This is a genomic window from Anaerococcus degeneri (assembly GCF_017874475.1).
Classification (GTDB): Bacteria; Bacillota; Clostridia; order Tissierellales; family Peptoniphilaceae; genus Anaerococcus; species Anaerococcus degeneri.
In genome coordinates this window covers 1-17,553 of the sequence record NZ_JAGGLO010000017.1, presented here as the reverse complement: position 1 = coordinate 17,553, position 17,553 = coordinate 1, and the positions used below count along the sequence as shown (strand labels likewise).

At 30.4% G+C, this 17,553-nt stretch carries 21 protein-coding genes and 2 pseudogenes; all 23 read right to left on the bottom strand.

Annotation, left to right across the window (positions count from 1 at the left end; translation table 11 throughout):
* A partial coding sequence (locus tag J2Z38_RS10170; RefSeq protein WP_209775171.1) for a DUF3847 domain-containing protein occupies positions 1-239 on the bottom strand: 239 nt, incomplete at its 3' end.
* Positions 240-407: 168 nt separating this feature from the next.
* Positions 408-1,058, bottom strand: coding sequence for an ATP-binding cassette domain-containing protein (locus tag J2Z38_RS10165; RefSeq protein WP_070738123.1), 651 nt, complete (start codon positions 1,056-1,058; stop codon positions 408-410).
* A gap of 2 nt (positions 1,059-1,060) precedes the next feature.
* Positions 1,061-3,016 carry a hypothetical protein gene (locus tag J2Z38_RS10160; RefSeq protein WP_209775169.1) on the bottom strand — a complete coding sequence of 652 codons (1,956 nt, stop codon included), beginning with the start codon at positions 3,014-3,016 and terminating at the stop codon, positions 1,061-1,063.
* 111 nt (positions 3,017-3,127) lie between these two features.
* Complete coding sequence (locus tag J2Z38_RS10155) at positions 3,128-3,346, bottom strand: helix-turn-helix domain-containing protein (RefSeq protein ID WP_001207345.1); 219 nt, start codon at positions 3,344-3,346, stop codon at positions 3,128-3,130.
* A gap of 117 nt (positions 3,347-3,463) precedes the next feature.
* Positions 3,464-3,622 (bottom strand): Maff2 family mobile element protein, encoded by a 159-nt coding sequence (locus J2Z38_RS10150; protein ID WP_004825242.1) that lies wholly within the window; start codon positions 3,620-3,622, stop codon positions 3,464-3,466.
* A gap of 1 nt (position 3,623) precedes the next feature.
* Complete coding sequence (locus tag J2Z38_RS10145) at positions 3,624-3,938, bottom strand: single-stranded DNA-binding protein (protein ID WP_209775167.1); 315 nt, start codon at positions 3,936-3,938, stop codon at positions 3,624-3,626.
* A 222-nt stretch (positions 3,939-4,160) separates the two neighbouring features.
* A complete protein-coding gene (locus J2Z38_RS10140) occupies positions 4,161-4,778 on the bottom strand; it encodes an SAP domain-containing protein (protein ID WP_209775166.1) in 618 nt (205 codons plus the stop codon).
* Between the two features lie 110 nt (positions 4,779-4,888).
* Positions 4,889-5,164, bottom strand: coding sequence for a hypothetical protein (locus J2Z38_RS10135; protein ID WP_209775164.1), 276 nt, complete (start codon positions 5,162-5,164; stop codon positions 4,889-4,891).
* Positions 5,165-5,182: 18 nt separating this feature from the next.
* Positions 5,183-5,998, bottom strand: a pseudogene (locus J2Z38_RS10130) (VirD4-like conjugal transfer protein, CD1115 family); the annotation flags it as partial.
* Positions 5,999-6,009: 11 nt separating this feature from the next.
* Positions 6,010-6,195: a transposon-encoded TnpW family protein gene (locus J2Z38_RS10125; RefSeq protein ID WP_000545052.1), complete on the bottom strand. Its 186-nt coding sequence runs from the start codon at positions 6,193-6,195 to the stop codon at positions 6,010-6,012.
* Positions 6,196-6,298: 103 nt separating this feature from the next.
* Positions 6,299-7,306 carry an ORF6N domain-containing protein gene (locus tag J2Z38_RS10120; RefSeq protein WP_000797006.1) on the bottom strand — a complete coding sequence of 336 codons (1,008 nt, stop codon included), beginning with the start codon at positions 7,304-7,306 and terminating at the stop codon, positions 6,299-6,301.
* Between the two features lie 21 nt (positions 7,307-7,327).
* Entirely contained in the window at positions 7,328-7,651 is a 324-nt protein-coding gene (locus J2Z38_RS10115) for a hypothetical protein (protein ID WP_001222546.1), read from the bottom strand.
* 173 nt (positions 7,652-7,824) lie between these two features.
* A complete protein-coding gene (locus tag J2Z38_RS10110; RefSeq protein WP_209775163.1) occupies positions 7,825-8,577 on the bottom strand; it encodes a phage replisome organizer N-terminal domain-containing protein in 753 nt (250 codons plus the stop codon).
* 2 nt (positions 8,578-8,579) lie between these two features.
* Positions 8,580-10,232 (bottom strand): MobQ family relaxase, encoded by a 1,653-nt coding sequence (gene mobQ, locus J2Z38_RS10105; RefSeq protein ID WP_209775162.1) that lies wholly within the window; start codon positions 10,230-10,232, stop codon positions 8,580-8,582.
* Between the two features lie 246 nt (positions 10,233-10,478).
* Positions 10,479-10,808, bottom strand: a complete 330-nt coding sequence (locus tag J2Z38_RS10100; RefSeq protein ID WP_004825205.1) for a DUF3847 domain-containing protein — start codon at positions 10,806-10,808, stop codon at positions 10,479-10,481.
* 115 nt (positions 10,809-10,923) lie between these two features.
* Positions 10,924-11,199, bottom strand: a complete 276-nt coding sequence (locus J2Z38_RS10095) for a hypothetical protein (protein ID WP_004825250.1) — start codon at positions 11,197-11,199, stop codon at positions 10,924-10,926.
* A gap of 53 nt (positions 11,200-11,252) precedes the next feature.
* Positions 11,253-12,800 (bottom strand): hypothetical protein, encoded by a 1,548-nt coding sequence (locus tag J2Z38_RS10090; RefSeq protein WP_209775160.1) that lies wholly within the window; start codon positions 12,798-12,800, stop codon positions 11,253-11,255.
* Entirely contained in the window at positions 12,797-13,507 is a 711-nt protein-coding gene (locus tag J2Z38_RS10085; protein ID WP_004825159.1) for an ABC transporter ATP-binding protein, read from the bottom strand. Before J2Z38_RS10085 ends, J2Z38_RS10090 begins: the two co-directional genes overlap by 4 nt.
* 66 nt (positions 13,508-13,573) lie before the next feature.
* On the bottom strand, positions 13,574-13,882 hold the full coding sequence (locus J2Z38_RS10080; protein WP_004825228.1) for a DUF1648 domain-containing protein: 309 nt from the start codon (positions 13,880-13,882) through the stop codon (positions 13,574-13,576).
* A complete protein-coding gene (locus J2Z38_RS10075) occupies positions 13,863-14,462 on the bottom strand; it encodes an SdpI family protein (protein WP_004825214.1) in 600 nt (199 codons plus the stop codon). The genes J2Z38_RS10080 and J2Z38_RS10075 overlap by 20 nt, the downstream gene beginning before the upstream one ends.
* Positions 14,452-14,727 (bottom strand): autorepressor SdpR family transcription factor, encoded by a 276-nt coding sequence (locus J2Z38_RS10070; RefSeq protein WP_004825167.1) that lies wholly within the window; start codon positions 14,725-14,727, stop codon positions 14,452-14,454. Before J2Z38_RS10070 ends, J2Z38_RS10075 begins: the two co-directional genes overlap by 11 nt.
* 130 nt (positions 14,728-14,857) lie before the next feature.
* Positions 14,858-16,708 (bottom strand): recombinase family protein, encoded by a 1,851-nt coding sequence (locus J2Z38_RS10065; RefSeq protein ID WP_004825289.1) that lies wholly within the window; start codon positions 16,706-16,708, stop codon positions 14,858-14,860.
* Positions 16,709-16,804: 96 nt separating this feature from the next.
* Positions 16,805-17,473 (bottom strand): annotated as a pseudogene (locus J2Z38_RS10060) (type IV secretory system conjugative DNA transfer family protein); the annotation flags it as partial.
* Positions 17,474-17,553: the final 80 nt, after the last annotated feature.

Below are 17,553 nucleotides of genomic sequence, written 5' to 3'. Positions count from 1 at the left end.
GCTTCTTCTAGTAGGATTTTTATTTCTTCATCTGTTAGTTCTTCTGCATTTTCTATAAGGCTTTCTAAGATTGGTCTTCTTGTTATGAGCCTATGAGTTCTTTCTTTTCTTCTTTTTACTATGTCTTGTTTTAGTATCTTTTTTTCTTGATTTTTTAGTTGCCTTAATCTTTCTTCTGTATCGTCAATTTTATCTTTTATTTCTTTTGACTCTTGTCTTAGTTGTTCTAATTTTTTCATACTGATCTCCTTTCTTGTATTAAAAAAGAGATAACATTTCTGCTATCTCTTCCTAAGTTTCACTATTAAAATTTTATGTCTTTTGAAATATCATCTATGTTTCTATAATGATTTTCTATTTATTATTCTTTCTCCATCTTTTTCAAATTCTGAAAATTCATCTTCTAACTATCTAAAATTTTCTACATTTATAACTCTGGAAAAGTAATTGCACAAATTCATGTTGTGAGTTACCATGATTATAGTAATTCCCTTTTCATTCAATTCTTTCAGAAGTTTCATCACTATCATTTCGTTCTCTTTATCAAGTCCAGAAGTTGGTTCATCAGCTAATATAATCTGGCTTCCTTGCAAAATTAATTTAATAATTGCAATTCGCTGCTGCTCTCCACCGCTTAGTTGATATACTTTTTTGTTAAGCATATCACTTAACTCAAATTGCTTCAAATACTCATTGATTACTTTCAGCTTTTCTTTCTTTTTCATTTTTTTATATTCAAGAGCTAATTTTAAATTCCATAATACGCTTTCATCTTCTATTAGTCCATAATTTTGAAACAGATATCCTATAGTATGTCTCCTCAAAATCATAGCATTTTTGCTGTTTACGGACAAATTTTGATGACCATCAATAGTGATTGTTCCCTCAGATATATCAGTAATCAATCCAATTATATTTAAAAGTGTCGTTTTACCTGCACCACTTTTGCCTACAAGTCCTACAAACTCGCCCTTTTCTATTTCTAAAGATAAATTTTCAAATAGAACCTGATTTTTTCCATATTCTTTTTTGATATTCTTCAATGTAATCAATGACATACTTATGCCCCCTTTTCAATCTCGTATAAAGAGTTTAAGATATAAACTCTATAAAGCAATTCGCAGAATATATAGTCAATAAGTATAATCGCAAAAAGACAAGCAAAATAATAATTTATAACAGTTAATACGCCCGATATAATTAGTTCGATACCCCAAAAAATATAACGATTTTTCAGTGTTCTAAAATGAGAAAATCCTAAAATCTCTTTTGCTGCATATCTCTTTCGATTTACAACAATGTCTACATAGTTTGAAATATACAAAATAAACAGTAAGGAAACTATAAAGACAATCGTAAACATAGTGAGCGTTTTAAGAACAAATTTTACATTTTCAAGTTGCATTAAATAAGGTGTAAGTAATGTTCCGGCTGTAACTAAGTTCTCGAAATTATATTCTGCTAACAGAGAAGAAAATTCTTCTCTTGACTCCATTTGAAAAAATAGACATCTTCTATTTAAGGAATCCAAATAGTAAAGCCCTCCAAAATCGCCCGTATCAACAATGATAATTGGGTCAGTCATGTCTGAAAAACCATTTTCTGTATTAACTTTTACCGTAGAATCATCATCTATATAGACAACATTAAATTTATCAATAGATTTTTCTTCTCCAGGTATTTTATAAAATTGATCGTAGTTCATCAATCGGAAATATTCTTGCTTAATATATTCTTTAATAGAATTTTCATCGCTCTTATATTTATGAGGAACTAATACTGTTGGTTCATTAAATATATCCTCTCCCAATGGTTTTCCATTGAGTTGGATATTTGAGAATTCACTCAGATAATTTCTATTTGCTATAACAAGCTGTTGTTCATAATAGGGGCGTGATGTCTGTAAAGCACTGCCCTTACTAAAATCACAAAGTAACGAATGGTTATGGTTGTACATTTCTAATGTTTGTTCAGAATAACTTTCTAATATGTCTTTGTTTGCTAACGCATAATCATATTCTGATGAATTAAAACCATTAGCGGTATAATATCCATCCAGATACTTATAATCTAAAACAGCTTGTTGGCTTTGTTTAAATGAGTTTCCTTGATTTAACAATGAAATAATAGTAATCGTGATTATTACTGAAAAAACTATTTTTACAGCCTGAACTATAATGTTTATGCCGCTATTTAAAGTCTTATTTTTTATCATTGCTTCCAAAGAAACAAATTTAATTAAAATACTTGTAATTAAAACACAAATTATATTTATAGCTAAAATAATAGTAAAGAAAAGTAAACTTGTTGCTAAATAAGAAAATTCAAATCGGTTTGTTAATGCGTAATACAAATTTAGCAAGCAAATTAATACTGAGCATATTACAACAAAATATTTTATTATACTAGTAATTTGCTCCTTTAAAATATGCACAGTAGAAAAGCCCATGCTTTTTTTAATACCTATTTTTTTCAAACTATAAGATGTGTAAATACAGTATATTATTTGAAGCACAATATACAAGATTACAAAATTAAAAAGATTTAATTTTAACACCATTCTATACGGAATAGCTTCATTTTGAAAATCGCTTATTGCAACAGATAGTTGAGACTCTATCTCTTTTATTTCATCGGCTCGTAAGTCCGTATAGAATACACCAACACTATCTAAGAAATCTTCCTTTTTCAATTCATGATATTGAAGCAAAATAGACTTAGATATAGGTTGCTTTTGTACAAACTCATTTAATGGATAGCAATATAAATCATAAATGGATTTATCTGTAGAAGTGAGCGTATTGTTAATAAGTTCTAATTTGTTTTGAGAATATTCTTCTGTAAATATTGTATAAAATTTGTTGAGAATTTCTGGAGACGTTTCTTCTAAAACATACCCCTTCAAATTCTCGGAAGAAATGTTATTCTTTTCGTAAATGTTGTAAATAGAAGTATTAAAAATATATGCGAAGAGTATTATTTCAAGAAAAATAAAAATCTTTAAAAATTTTTTCATAACCTACGCCCTTTCTCTATCAAACTTGATACCATAAAGTTTATTTTGTTTTATATCTTCTGCTTCTTTTGCATAATCCCTAACTTGATCTTCTGTCCTTAAACTCATTTTCTATTCCTCGTCACTAAAATTATCTTCAAAACTAATAATATCGTTAGGAGTGCAAGATAGAGCCTTACATATTCTTTCTAAATTCTTAAATGTAATTGGTTTATCCTTTCCCATTTGTGCCATAACATTTGTTGTAAGTCCTGCCATAGCTATTACATCTGTTTTTTTTAGTCCTTTTTTTGCTAACTGTATCCATAATGGTTTATAGTTAAGTGCCATAATATCCCTCTTTTTCTGTTCATTAGATTTATTTAATTATAGCATAAATATTGATTTCATTCAATCTTACATTGATTTAGTGATTTGTTTTAGAGAATTTGTTGTGTTATTCCGTCCTTATTTTGCCATAAATTGCTTAATACCTTGAGATTTAGCACCAGGGTTATCATTACCATAACCTTCCATTAAGTTAATAACTCCCCATGCTCCTAAACCTGCACCAATTGCAGTTACAAGTGTCTTTAAAACTCCAACTCCAGCTGTAAAAAATTCCATATTATTCCTCCTCGTTTTCTTTCTCTTTATTTTCTATTTTTTTTAGTGATTTAACTATAAAATTCTTGTAGACCTTATCTCCTTTTTTGTTTTCTTTGAAATATCCAAAGACATGGATTAGATCTCCTTTTTCAAATTCTTTTACAATTTCTACCTTTTCTCCATATACTGAGCAATTTGTATATTCTTTGCCCTTTCCATAATTTTTAACAAGAGCAAAATTTGCTACTTGAACATTTTCTCCATCTTTTTCAAATTCTGAAAATTCAGCTTCCTTAACTAAATTTGCATTAATATTTATCATTTCTCTATCCATTAATTTCTTCTCCTTATTCTAAAAATTTCAATTAAAAAAGCGACTGAAATTATAATTCAATCGCTAAATGTCTAATATATTAAATTGTTTTAAGTGGGACTTCTTATCCTTACCATCTTAACCTCCTAATTTTGAGTATAAAAAAAGACGATAGAGTTTTTAATTTCTATCGCCTAACATCTATCTGTATTAATTTTTTTCATTCAAAAAAATAGTTTCTGTTTACTTGTGATAGTCTTCTATTTTATCCTCATATTTTTTTATAAGTTCTCGTGAATAAACTTTTTTGTTTTTTGAATCTCTAATTTCTTTCCAAAGAATGGAGGCTACTTTTAATTTATTCGAGTAGTTGTAACTATTTTCGTCTGCACAGAAATCCTTTAAAAATTTATTCCATTGACAAACCGAATTATCATACTTAGCATAATTTGATTTCCCATAATAAACTTTGAGCATATCTTGAATTGTAAAACTCAAATCATTTTCTCTTTTTACTTTTCTCCAAGCAGTAGCCATATCAGCAGTAAATTTAAATGGCGAAACATCTGTTAAAATTGAGAAATAATCTCTGAAATGTGTGTTAAAGGAGAACCCGCATTCAAGTAATGGAGTATCTAAGGTAATAGTTTCTACTTGTTTCTTTTCATTTTTTATTGATGACTTTTTAATCAAATCACCCTTAAAGTACTGTTCAATAATATAATTGAGTTCCTGTTTTGTACCTCTGTATTCTAATCCTAATGACTTGCATATCTGTGAAAGTTCTTCACGATACCAATAGTATTTATTAAACTCATTAAACGATGTGATTTTATCAAACTCAGGTCTACTTTCTATCAATATTTTATCTCCTTAAACTAATTTACCTAATTCTTTTCCCAATTTTCATTTTCTTACGCCATTCTGGTGCTAATCCATCATCAGACCAATATTCATCCATTTCAATATTTCTAGTCTTCTAAAATAGATACTTCAAGGTCTATCGCTTTAAATGTAACAGTTATTCCTATTTCTTCTTTTACTGTTTTTTCAAATAATTCAGCTATATCATATGGGGACATATCGTATATATCATCATACCATTCATTACTTTCATCGTACATTGTCTCACATATTGCTTCAATATAATTTTTCTTATCCCTTGTGAGTTCTGTATCACTTTCTAGAATAAAGTGCTCCCCATTTATATTTAATATAATTAAAGATGATTTTCTATTTTCACACATTTTGTCTTCTCCATAAACTCAAATGTTTAACCTATTTATTTTATAACTGGATTTTAACTTTACCTTATCTCTATTTGTTAAATACTCTTCCACATCAAATAAGTTTTTCTTATCATAATCTTCCAACAACTTGTAATTCTTATGCTTTGTAATATCAAATTTATCAGACAAGAAAGGTCTTACTCCTCTTAGTTGGTATATACACTTACCGCCATCCATTACAGTTATTTCATCTTGGCTCATAAGTTCCTTGCCAGTCTTTTGATAATTTAGACCAAAAGATTTTTGATTTGATCTTGTTTCTGATGTGTTATATAGGTCTATGGTTTCTTTTCCTAAAGTTTCTGATAACTCTTTTACTGTTGTTTTTTCTTTTCCTCCTAGAAAAAGTGTTGAGTCACAGTTACCAACTATTGTATCTGCATGGTCTTTATAGATTGCTTTTAATTGAGATTGTGCTTGCAGTATTATACTTGCTGATATTTCTCTTGAACGAATTGTTGCAATCAGTTTTTCAAATTTAGGAATTAAGCCAATATTTGCAAACTCATCAAGCAAACACCTAACATGAACTGGAAGTCTTCCACCATACACATCATCTGCCTTATCACATAGTAGATTAAATAATTGGGAATACATTATTGAGACTACAAAGTTAAAGGTATCATCTGTATCTGATATTATTACGAATAAAGCAGTTTTTCTATCTCCAATTTTATCAAGCTCTAGTTCATCTTCGCTCATTAATTCTCTAAGCTCTCTTATATCAAAAGGTGCAAGTCTTGCTCCACATGATATTAAAATTGACTTTGCAGTTTTCCCTGTAACAACTTGTCAAGGACTTTCTAATCATTTTTATGGGTTTTTTTGTCTTTTTTTTGCTCCATTTCCCTAAGCATTATCCTTTTCAATTTATCTTGCATGGTTTCCGTTGCATTTTCATTAAAATGGACAACAACCTCATAAGTTGCCTTTCCAATCTTCTTTATGGTCTTTGTTCCAATATTTTGTTCATTTCTGTTTTCGTGCATATTATTTTCCTCCTATTAGTTGCAATTAAAAAAGACGATAGAGTTTTATTTCTACCGCCTTTTGCAAGTCTTATACATTGAATAACGCTTGAGCATTTACATATTAAATTTTCAAATCCTTATTGCTCAGCATTCCGCCAAACATTGTATGATACATATCCTTAGAGGATTCCTCTATCTTTGAAATCGTTGATATTTTATTTCCTGCGTCCTTTGATGACGCTCCGCAAAGATAAAAGGCTTCACTGTCTGCTCCATAGTCGATGGCAATATATCTATCGTGATACTTTTTCCCTGCAATTTTCATCTTAAGATTGATATTAGGGTAATCTTTTCTAAAATCGTTTAGGATATTTTTTGTCAGCATATCCTTGTTTTTCATATTGTCGCTAAAGACTATAATTTCAACATTGTCTTTTGCAGCTCTTAATAATTCTAAGGTTTTCAAGCCTATATAGTTGTCTATCACATAAATACTTTTCTTTGCAGACTTATATATTTTGGTATAGGCAACATCTGCTTCAATCTTATCTCCGTTCATTAAAAGGAAATGCTTGTATGTGTCCGGATCTATAAAATTATCCATAACCTTTTTCAAATCTTCTTTTGTAGCCATTTGCGACTTTATTTCAGCTATATCCTTTGTATTTTGATTTGTCTGTACTGCTATTTGAACTAATTCTTTTGAACCGATAAAATCTTGGTTTTCTATGATAAAATCTTTCATTTGCTTAAATGTTCTAACTAAAGCTCTACTTTGCCTAACAGCAAGTTCACCTCTTAGTACAGTCATGAGCATATAGATTCCTTGTTCTGTAAATGCATAAGGATTGTATTTAATATTACTTCCTCTACCAGTCCCTCTGTTCAAGGTGAAATTTTTGCACCTTGAAAGTTCTACCATTTCTTCGTCCGTTAATTGGAACATGAAGTCTTCACCTTCAAATTTTTCTGCGTTGTTTTTCACCTGTCTATTAAAGTTTTTTGTTTCATAACCATATATTTCAGCTAAATCTGCATCAAGCATTACTTTTTGCCCACGAATAAGATATATTTTTTCTTGTATAGTTTTATCATCTACAATAACTATCTCTTTATTTTCTTCTGCCATGAAATGCACCTCCAACATTATCTAAATTCTTTTATATTTTTCTACTCCGCCTTCAGCTTTTCCGATGTGTTCTACATTTTTTACAAGTCCCTTATTTACATTTTCATAAAACCATCTGCCAATCAATGCCGGCGGTGTTGCGATTAACTCTCTCAAAACAAATTCTTTGCCTTTCGGTAAAGAGCTAATTTTGTTTAATAAGGTAGTATATAGGTCAACATAGCTTGTATTTTCTTGTAAACTGCTACACTTACAATATTCAGTAACGCTTGGGAAACCTCCCTCTATTGCTTTTTTAGTTAAAATTTCAAGTTCTTCATCGGTTACAGTAAATTGAATTCGCATTTATATATCCTCTCCTTATAACTGAGTTTATTACCATATCATTATCATTTTATCATAAATACGATATTTTTTCCATACTGCAATTTTAAGCTCCATTTTACACTTAGCAATAGTCTGATACCTGTTTTATCATTAACGCTCTAAAAACACCTTTCCACCGTCTTATACGAGGTCTACAAGTGTTCCCCCTTGTCATAATCTTCAAAGGTATATACTTTTGATTTACTGCTCTCCTTTAATTTCCCTTTGTCTTGTTCGTACCAATGAACTAAGGTCGCATAATGATCTTTATAGTTTCTTCCTGTGCTTTGCATATAGGTTGACAGCTTCTCTATCATTTTATCCCTATGACCTTGCATTTTATCCTTTAATTTTCCATATTCTTCATCAGTTAAGGAAACATTTTTATATTCTCCATAAAGGGAGGGGGATATTTTTTCTATCTCCCCCTCTTTCTCTAACTCTATATCTATCTCTTTATCTATCTCTATATCTCCGTTGCAGTTTTGTTGCAAAAGGTTGCAAGATGTTGCACTGGTGTTGCATTGCAACGCTTTTTGTCCTCTCGATTTTCTTGAACGCCTTGTAGAAGCTGTTTCTGAACCTATAAGACTTGGGATTTCTGTTAAAAAATACTCGTCATTTTCTGTGATTATCTCCATCAATCCTTGTGCTACAAGATAATTTACTGTAACCATTACATCATCTTCCGTTTCATCAATCGTTAATGCAAGCTCCTTGATAAAGTCTGTTTCTACTCCGTCATAATACAGCTTCCCACTATCTTTTAAGCTAAGTAAAAGCAATTTGAGGTAAATGATTGTATAGGTATCTCCTCCTGATATTTTTCTTAGCCTTTTGATTCTCTTATCTGTAAAAAAATCTTCTTTCAATTTTAACCAATAGTATCTTCTGTTGTCTGCCATTTTTATCTTTCCTCCCCTTTATTTTTATAATTTTCTTTAGCCTTATCTTTTGCTTTTTGTTTGTACTGCTCCTTTCTTTCCTCTTGCTCTTGGAATTTTTTCAGTTGTGCAATTACACTTGGTTTATCTCCTCTCTTAATTGCCTTATCTATTTCTATGGATAGGTCTATTCCATACTCGTCATTAACAATCTTTACTGCATATTTGATGTGGTCTATCTGCTTAAATTCATCTTGTACTTTAGCTTTATCTTTGGTTAAGTCTTGTATCTCTTTTTCAAGGCTTGATATTTCTTTTTGCCAATCATTTAATTTTATAGCTGATGTCCCGGTAAACTTTTCTATAATCTTTCTTGCTCTTTGGTACTTATCTATTTCCTTTTTATGAGAATTGTAAAAGCTGTCTTTGAATATGGTTTTGCTTTTGTATTCCTGATAGACTTCTTTATTTTCTTTGATAGAGTCTATGCAACTTACACATTGATTTAGGTCTTTTATTCTTTGTGTTTTATCTTGAATATCACCACTTATTTTTTTACTTTGCTTTGCCAGTTCAAAGACTTTTTCTTGTAGGTCTGCTATGGTTTGAAGATGATTATCTTTCAAATAGTAGATTGCTTTTACAAATCTCTTTAGGTCTGCATTTCCCTTTTTTATCTGTCCATAGTAGGATAGATTTTTTGTTTTTTCTCCCTGTATTTCGTTGTAGATAGAAATATATTCATAGAGGTTAAAGAGTTCTGCTTTGTTCTCCAGTTCATCTTTCTTGGTCTGTTTATACTCATCGTATTTTGCTTGCAGATTTCCAAGTAAAGAGTCTATCCAAGAAGTGATTTCTTTTATCTTGTTCTTGATAGCTTTTACTAAAGAGTTATGTTTTTTTATTTCTCTGTTGATGTTTCCTTTGTCGGTTTCGATTCCTTTTTTCTCTAAGGCACTGGCACTTGCTCCCATGTGAATGGTTGGGATTTCTTCTATTCCTTGTCTTTTGTAGGAACGATGATCCACTCTCTTTTCTTGATGATTTTTTTCTAAATACTGATTACAAAGTCTTGCAAAATTCTTTCTCCATTTCTCTGCGTTGCCTTTATCGTTCCAGTCTGTCAGCTCTACTTTTCTTGTTTTGTAGTTTCCGCTTTTTAGTTTTATCTTTTCTCCGTTTTCATCAAGAACATATTCTTTTTTGCTTTTTGCCTGCCACTCTCCTTTTTCATTGATTGGTCTAAGGGTAGTCATAATATGAGCATGGATATTGTTATTTTCTTCATCACTTTCATCATGGATTGCAAGGTCTGCTATCATTCCTTTTGATACAAAATTTTCTTGTATGAAGTCGATAATGAGTTTCTTGTTTTCTTCAAAAGATAATTCTTTCGGTAAGGCGATAATGAAGTTTCTTGCAAGCTGTGCATTGCTTGCTTTCTCATTTAGTTCAACGCTATTCCATAAAGTAGTTCTATCTTTTAATGCTATGGGGACATTCTCTGGCAAGAAGATTTCTGAATGTAAAAGTCCTTTTTTATTATGATAGTCATGAACTTCTCCATCCCATTCATTTTTGATTTTCTCGCAAGAGATATATGCTGCACTTGCAACTGCCGATTTACTTTTTCCTCTGCTTATCATGGAAATATTAAAGTGAAATGTTTCTGCCATCGGTATAAGCTCCTTTCATTTTTTGTTTATTTTTCATATAAAGAAAAAAGCATACAGGTTATTTTTTCTATCTTTTCCTATCTGCTTTATCCGTATATTTTTATTAAGTTTTGTGTGTTTAAAGACTTGCTAAAATCCCTTAGTTTACTAAGGGCGCAATTATACACCCTAAAGGGTGCTTTGCGTCCTGCGGAGCTTTTTGCCCTTGCAGGGAGCTTCTGAAAAAACTAAGGTCTTTTATTCTGTCTACTCGATGTCTGTTTCATCTTCCATATCTTTCCCATTTATCATTTCTTCATAGGCTTGTCTGTATTCTTCTGTGTGAGTAGAAATATTTAACAGCTTTTCTATATCCTCATTGGTAAACATAAGAGGATTTTTAATTACCTTTTCTACTATCAAGCCTCTTTGAATAAGCCTATGATTTCTTCTTGTTCTCTCTTTTTGATTTGCTAACTTGACTAACATTTTTTCTCTATTCTTTAGTTGTCGTAACTGAATTTCATAGCTTTCTTTTTCTTCCTCAAGCTCTGCAATTTCTATTTGTACTTCTTGTAATGTTTTTTCTTTTTTCATTTTCTATTTTCCTCTCTTTCTAATTTTGAGCAAAGAAAAAACAGTAAACCTTTTTGATCTACTGCTTTTCTCGTTAGCCATTATTTAATTATTAGTTAAACAAACTGATAGTTAACTACCAATTAAAATGAGTAATAGCACCTAACACCATTATTAATATCCCGGTCATTCTAATCCAAATTTTTAAATTAGAATATCCTTTATAGTTTTCAGGTTCTACTGGATTTAAAACAAAAAACAATCCAAAAAGACATGCTCCAATATTAGAAAACCATTTAACATCTGTAACACTGCTTATAATAAACCCTAAAAACATACAAATAATTCCAATTGTTATTTGCCTATTAAAAGTTAAATTTTTCAAAAATCTCATCCTCTCATAAATTTTCATTCATTTATCTCTATATTTAATTTTATTATTAGTTCATTAGTATTTTCTTCACATTACTTGCAAAAATTTATAGATAGACTAACTCTATATAATTTTTGACAAACAATAAGCATTAAGGTGCATATTATAAGCATTGTTACTTGATATGACAAATGCAAGAAAATCATCATTATAACAGGAACTGCAATCATCAAGATTGCAATAAGATTGGTTAGTATGGCTGCTGTACTATGCTTAACTACACTTATCTCATCATTCCATTTAAGTTTCATGTATCGCATGTTTAGATAAAGACCTACAACAGAAATAAATAATGAATAACATATCGGAACAATCAATACAAAACTCATTTGAAGCAAATTCAATTTAGTTTTCAAAAGAATCATCATTACTGCAAGTACATATCCAACAAAGTGTATTAAAACATTAACCGCTATTTTACTATTTATGATTTTCCTTGTAGACACTGGTGATGATTGTAATATCCATAGGTTATTGCCTTCCAATGATATGGACGATGATGTAGTGCAGGACATTATTAAAAATGAAGCAATAAACAATGAACCATATTGAGTAAGTATTGGTTCCAATGAGCTTATTCCTAACAGATTTTCTATATTAGAGATTCCAAATTTAATACATCCACATGATACAAAACACAAAATCATAATGCCCAAAGAAGTATTTATTACATAACTGCTTGAGCCTAAATATCGTCTCAATTCTTTCTCAAACAATGCTCTAAATGGTGTCTTTATCTTAATAGTTAAGTTAGCATCTCTTTTCCCTTGAAAACTTCTATTTAGAAATAGATGTATTTTATCGTAATTTTTCATTGAGAAAGTGAAATACAAGCTAAATATCGCAACTGAAATAAACAAGAAAATAACAAGTCTAATTTGTAAACTTTCTCCGATATAAAATAGCTTTGCAAAAGGAAATATTTTTATAAGTTTATTCTCAATAATTTTTTCTAACGCTGAATATTTCGCCTCACGATTTATTAATATAACTATAAAATATCCCATGAAAAGCAAAAATGATAATGTGATGTTCACAATATTTTTTCTTTTACATAAACTACCTAACATCTCAATTAAAATCGCCAAGCCGGAAGCCACACACATAGGAATAATAGGGATAATTATGCTTGCTACTAAAAAAATCAAAAATAGTTCAATTGAAATGTATTGTTTTAATAATAATAAAATTACATCTGGCAGCAGTACGCTTTCACATATAATTAAGTCTATTAAATATAATAGAAAAAACTTACTTGCAATGATTTCAGATTTTTTTACCGGAAAAGAACTAAGCATTTCAAAATCTTTGTTATAAAAGAAAATAGAATTACTTCTAAAAATCGTTGCTAAAACCACAAAGAAAAACGATATGGAAACTCCATACGATACAGCATACTTATATAACCCAATTTCTATAATTGATTTTATTGAAAAGAAATTGTACAAGCAAACCAACATAAATACAGAAAATAGACTCAATGAAGTATATATCAATGTTTCTTTTTTGTTTTTCTCTCCATTACCGATATTAAGGAGATTGATCACTTGATTTTTTACAAGTATGACAGTATTCTTCATTTTTTAATCATCTCCATAAAATATTGCTCTAATCCATCAGAGGTTTTTAATATTTCTGTTGTTTTACCCTCAAAAATCAAATGTCCATTATCTATCATGGCAATTTTATTACAAAGCTTTTCTGCAACTTCTAAAACATGTGTTGAAAAGAAAATTGCTCCACCATTTCTCGCTAACTTTCTCATTTCTTCTTTTAGCAAATATGATGATTTGGGATCTAATCCCACGAAAGGCTCATCCATTACTAATAACTTAGGGGAATGAATCAATGCTGAGATAATCACAATTTTTTGTTTCATACCATGTGAATAGGATGAAATTGTATTGTTTAGAAAGGATTTCATTTCAAACAAGTTTGAGAAATAATCTAACTTTTCCTCTCTTACATTTTTTGCGACTTCGTATAAATCAGATACAAAATTGACATATTGAAAGCCTGTCAAATTTTCATATACATCAGGATTATCCGGTATATAAGCAATATCTTTTTTATAAGTTTCATTTTTTCTGCTTACTTTTTTACCATTAACAATGATTTCACCATCAAAATCATGTATTCCCACGATAGCCTTTATAGTTGATGTCTTACCTGAACCATTAGAACCAATAAACGCATATATATCACCTGCTTCTACCGTTAAATTTAAGTTAGCAATTGCAACATGACCATTACTATAGGTTTTCGAAAAATTATTTATTTTCAGCATAATTCCTCCTAAAAATAGCCCCAGCAGAATAATCTGTCTGGAGCTATTTTACTCTGCACTATGTTCTTATCTCAAAGCTAAAAATATTACCAAGAAACTAATTGCTATTACACTTAATGGTACAAGATAGTATTTCCATGTTGCTTTTTCACTTCCTTGAAACTTTGCAAATGCAATAAAGTTAATAAGCAAATATGCAAATGGTGCTCCGTAAGTTAAGTAGGTTTTGGCGATAGTACCATTAACATTTCCAGATGAATCCCAATGTACTGGTACTATATCTGGTAAATTCTTACCAAATACCAAGAAAATGCCAACTGTAGCTAAGCATAAAATACTACTAATAATTAGGTGCTTAATCTTTGATGATTTCATTTTTCTCCTCCTTTTCTTTTTTTAATAACACAATGGAATATATCAATGGAATGACATATAGCAGCATTGCATAACTAATCATCCAAAACCATTTATTTGAAAGACCAACGGATAGTATCAAAATGCCAGATATAATCCATAAATATCCCGCCAACCTATGCACTTTAAACCATAGTACCGGTCTATCTAATAACCAGAAAAATTTCAGTCCTACAAATCTACTTGGTTTTGTTTTTGGCAAATAATTCCCAACTGCAATAATGGTTAAAGCTACTAAAACATGTATTATTTTCTGAGTATAGTTTTCATTCGCTTGATTAAAAACATACTTTCCATATTGTGATATAGAAAATAACACAGGAACACTCATTGCAATAGGCAATACTAATTTATGTGGCAATCTATCTCTTTTCGCCAGCATCCCACCAATTATATCTAAGCCTATGCTAAATACCGAAATTATCATTGGTAGTATATACAACTTATAGAAACTAATTTCTCCATTTCCGTTAGTTAATAGGTATATACTTGCTGAAAAACTAAGTAGTATTATTACCACATACCATTTTTTATTCTTCATTTTCCACTCCTTGAAACTGTGATAACCAAATTATCATTTCCTCAAATACGGATATATTTATGTCATAGTATATAAAATTCTTATACTTCCTCTCCGTTACTAATTCTGCTTTTTTTAGCAAGGATAAATGATAAGAAATGGTTGAATTAGATAAATCATATTTTTCAGCAATTTCTCCTGCTGTAAGTGATTTTTGCTTCAAGGAAAGTAAAATATCACGCCTTACAGGATCTGCTAATGCTTTAAATGTATTCGGGAATCCCACTAAAATTACCTCGTCTAATCTATTTTAAACTTCAAAATTCTATTTCGATATATTTCTAAATAGATTATACTTTTTTACAGAATGTATGTCAACTCTATTTCGAAAATATTCGAATTATTTTTCAATTAAATTATTTGCAATCTGTTTTATGGGTACACATATATTCAGTAATTGGTATACCCACTCTTTTTAGAATCTTTAATTTCTCCTGTTTCTTCTGCTCTCTTCTTGCCTTATATTTATCTTCATACTCTTTCTGTTTTCCGCTTGCTTTTCTCTTAAGATAATTTTGATGTAACTTGTCCTTTCTTTCCTTGATTTTTCTTTCTTCTTCCTCAAGTTTTTGTTTTTCTTCCTCACTTAACTCCGCCTGTGGCAGTTCATAATTGCCTATGAAATTAAAGTAAATTTCTATCTTTTGCTTTGATGTCTGACTTCCTTTTCTATCTCTTTCATGTACGATAATTTTTTCTACAAACTCATTTATCATTGTAGTTGTAAGTTCATCAAAGTTTTCATAACGACTGATAAGAGATATAAATTTCTTAGCTCTGTCTGTTTCTTTTTCATATCTTGATATTTCAAGCTCTAAAGCTTTAATCTCTTTGCTTAAAGTTATCTGTTCCGTTTCATATTGGTTATTTAGTATTTCATATCTGCTATTTGGTATTTTGTTAAGGATCATATCTTCGTAAATTCTGCACATCAGTCGTTCAAGTTCCTGAAGTCTATTTTGGCTTTCCGTTAATCTTATCTTTTTCTTTTCTATCTCTATTTTTTCTTTTTCTTCCATTTCATTTTGAATAGAACGGATAAAGTCTTCATTATCTTCATCAAGGTTTTTTTTAATGTCTTTCAGTGTTTCCCTAATAAGATTTAAAACTGCTTCTGCTTTTATTCTGTGTGCTGATGGACAAAGTGTGCCGCAAGGTACTTTCTTGTAATTGCTGCAAACATAGTATGGGACATTCTTGTAGTTGCTTGTTCTATGAACATACATCTTGCTCCCACAATCTGCACAATACATCAGTCCTGTGAGTGGGTGATATTCGCCCCAACCGTCAGGATACCTTTTTACATTTCCTCTTATCCTTTGCACATTATCAAAGGTTTCTTGGTCTATGATTGGCTCGTGTGTATTTTCAAAAATAAGCCAGTTATCCTCGGATACATATTTACTTTTCTTATCCTTGAAGTGTTTTCTTGTTTTGAAATTGACTGTATGTCCTAAGTATTCCTGTTTCTTTAGAATACTTGCTATTGTGGAACTACACCAACGATATGGGTGTTCAAAGTTTTTGCTTTGATATAGCCCATAGCCTAATTTTTGTTGATGGTAGGCGGGTATATCTACTTTTTCACTCTCCAATATCTTTGCTATTCGATACGGACCATTGCCTTGCATGGTCATATTGAATATTCGCCTTACTATCTCTGCTGCTTTTTCATCTACTATCCATTTGTTTTTATCTTTTTCATCTTTGATATAGCCATAAGGCGGTGTACTTGCCGTATGTTTTCCACTTTCGCCTTTTGATCTGAAAGTCGATTGGATTTTTCTTGATGTATCTCTTGCATACCATTCGTTCATGATATTTCTAAAAGGGGTAAAATCATCTTCTCTGTAAAAACTATCTACATTGTCATTGATAGCGATTAGTCTTACGCCCTTTTGTCTTAGTATCTCCATACATTGACCGACTTTGAGATAATCTCTGCCAAGTCTGCTCATATCTTTTACGATGATACAACCGATATTTCCTTGATTGACTCCGTTCATCATTGCCATAAATCCCGGTCTGTCAAACTGTGTTCCGCTGATTCCATCATCTGTAAAGTGAATGATGTTTGACAAATTATTTTTGCTTGCGTATTCTTCCAATATTTTTTTCTGATTGATGATAGAGTTACTCTCTCCTTGCAGTTCATCATCACGACTTAATCTTTCATAGAGTGCTGTTATCTTTTCAAAATTCCTCATTTTTACCCCCTTTCTCTTAATTTTTCAATAAAAAAAGAATTAAGAAGTACATATTTCACTAAAATAGTGATTAAGTGTTCTCCTTAATTCTATTACTCCTGCTGCAAGCTTATATTTCTTATATTGCTTAACTGCAAAATGACTTGGATCTTTCTTTTCAAGTGCCTCAAAGAGCCTATCAATTGGGTTCATATAAGTTTCGTCATCTTCTCTAACTTCACTTGCATCAATCATATCCAAAAGTGTCTTAAAGTTCTTTTCTTCTTCAGGTGCTTCATAATATATATAACCGATAAGGGCAGTGTAATATAACTTTTCAGCCTTTACCCAGAAATCTTCTCCTGCTTTTTCTCCATCTCCCTTGGTGTTGGCGATAATTGTTTGGACAAGTTTTAAAATATCTTTTTCACTTCTCAAATAAGCAAATGGATTGTATTTCATGGACTTTTTGAAGTTTATTGTATTTAATATCTTTATATCATATCCATTTTCATAGAGCATTTTTCCACATTCTAACACAAGTGTTCCTTTAGGGTCTGTTACTACATAGGAAGAGTGCATTTGCATTAGATTTGGCTTTACATAAAATCTCGTTTTACCTGATCCAGAACCTCCTATTACTAATACATTTTTATTTCTAGCATATTTAGGATTTTTAGGTCTTGAGTTCATTGTAAGTCTTTCAGTATTAGTTATAAGAACATTGTTTTCAAACTTAGGGTCAATGTATGGAGCAATATCCTTACTTTCTCCCCAGGAAGCGTTTTGTCAAGTATCTTTTTATATTTATGGACGCTTTTTCTATAAAGATTTTTAGCTTTTAGACAAGAAAAAAACAGTAAACC

Bases quoted from the DNA above. Each gene is read 5' to 3' on its own strand.
- J2Z38_RS10120 (WP_000797006.1), bottom strand. From the start codon at position 7,306: ATGGCAGAAGAAAATAAAGAGATAGTTATTGTAGATGATAAAACTATA.
- J2Z38_RS10135 (WP_209775164.1), bottom strand. From the start codon at position 5,164: ATGTGTGAAAATAGAAAATCATCTTTAATTATATTAAATATAAATGGG.
- J2Z38_RS10095 (WP_004825250.1), bottom strand. From the start codon at position 11,199: ATGAAAATTTATGAGAGGATGAGATTTTTGAAAAATTTAACTTTTAAT.
- J2Z38_RS10145 (WP_209775167.1), bottom strand. From the start codon at position 3,938: ATGGATAGAGAAATGATAAATATTAATGCAAATTTAGTTAAGGAAGCT.
- J2Z38_RS10100 (WP_004825205.1), bottom strand. From the start codon at position 10,808: ATGAAAAAAGAAAAAACATTACAAGAAGTACAAATAGAAATTGCAGAG.
- J2Z38_RS10155 (WP_001207345.1), bottom strand. From the start codon at position 3,346: ATGGCACTTAACTATAAACCATTATGGATACAGTTAGCAAAAAAAGGA.
- mobQ (WP_209775162.1), bottom strand. From the start codon at position 10,232: ATGGCAGAAACATTTCACTTTAATATTTCCATGATAAGCAGAGGAAAA.
- J2Z38_RS10085 (WP_004825159.1), bottom strand. From the start codon at position 13,507: ATGCTGAAAATAAATAATTTTTCGAAAACCTATAGTAATGGTCATGTT.
- J2Z38_RS10080 (WP_004825228.1), bottom strand. From the start codon at position 13,882: ATGAAATCATCAAAGATTAAGCACCTAATTATTAGTAGTATTTTATGC.
- J2Z38_RS10165 (WP_070738123.1), bottom strand. From the start codon at position 1,058: ATGTCATTGATTACATTGAAGAATATCAAAAAAGAATATGGAAAAAAT.
- J2Z38_RS10125 (WP_000545052.1), bottom strand. From the start codon at position 6,195: ATGCACGAAAACAGAAATGAACAAAATATTGGAACAAAGACCATAAAG.
- J2Z38_RS10160 (WP_209775169.1), bottom strand. From the start codon at position 3,016: ATGAAAAAATTTTTAAAGATTTTTATTTTTCTTGAAATAATACTCTTC.
- J2Z38_RS10115 (WP_001222546.1), bottom strand. From the start codon at position 7,651: ATGCGAATTCAATTTACTGTAACCGATGAAGAACTTGAAATTTTAACT.
- J2Z38_RS10110 (WP_209775163.1), bottom strand. From the start codon at position 8,577: ATGGCAGACAACAGAAGATACTATTGGTTAAAATTGAAAGAAGATTTT.
- J2Z38_RS10150 (WP_004825242.1), bottom strand. From the start codon at position 3,622: ATGGAATTTTTTACAGCTGGAGTTGGAGTTTTAAAGACACTTGTAACT.
- J2Z38_RS10065 (WP_004825289.1), bottom strand. From the start codon at position 16,708: ATGAGGAATTTTGAAAAGATAACAGCACTCTATGAAAGATTAAGTCGT.
- J2Z38_RS10075 (WP_004825214.1), bottom strand. From the start codon at position 14,462: ATGAAGAATAAAAAATGGTATGTGGTAATAATACTACTTAGTTTTTCA.
- J2Z38_RS10090 (WP_209775160.1), bottom strand. From the start codon at position 12,800: ATGAAGAATACTGTCATACTTGTAAAAAATCAAGTGATCAATCTCCTT.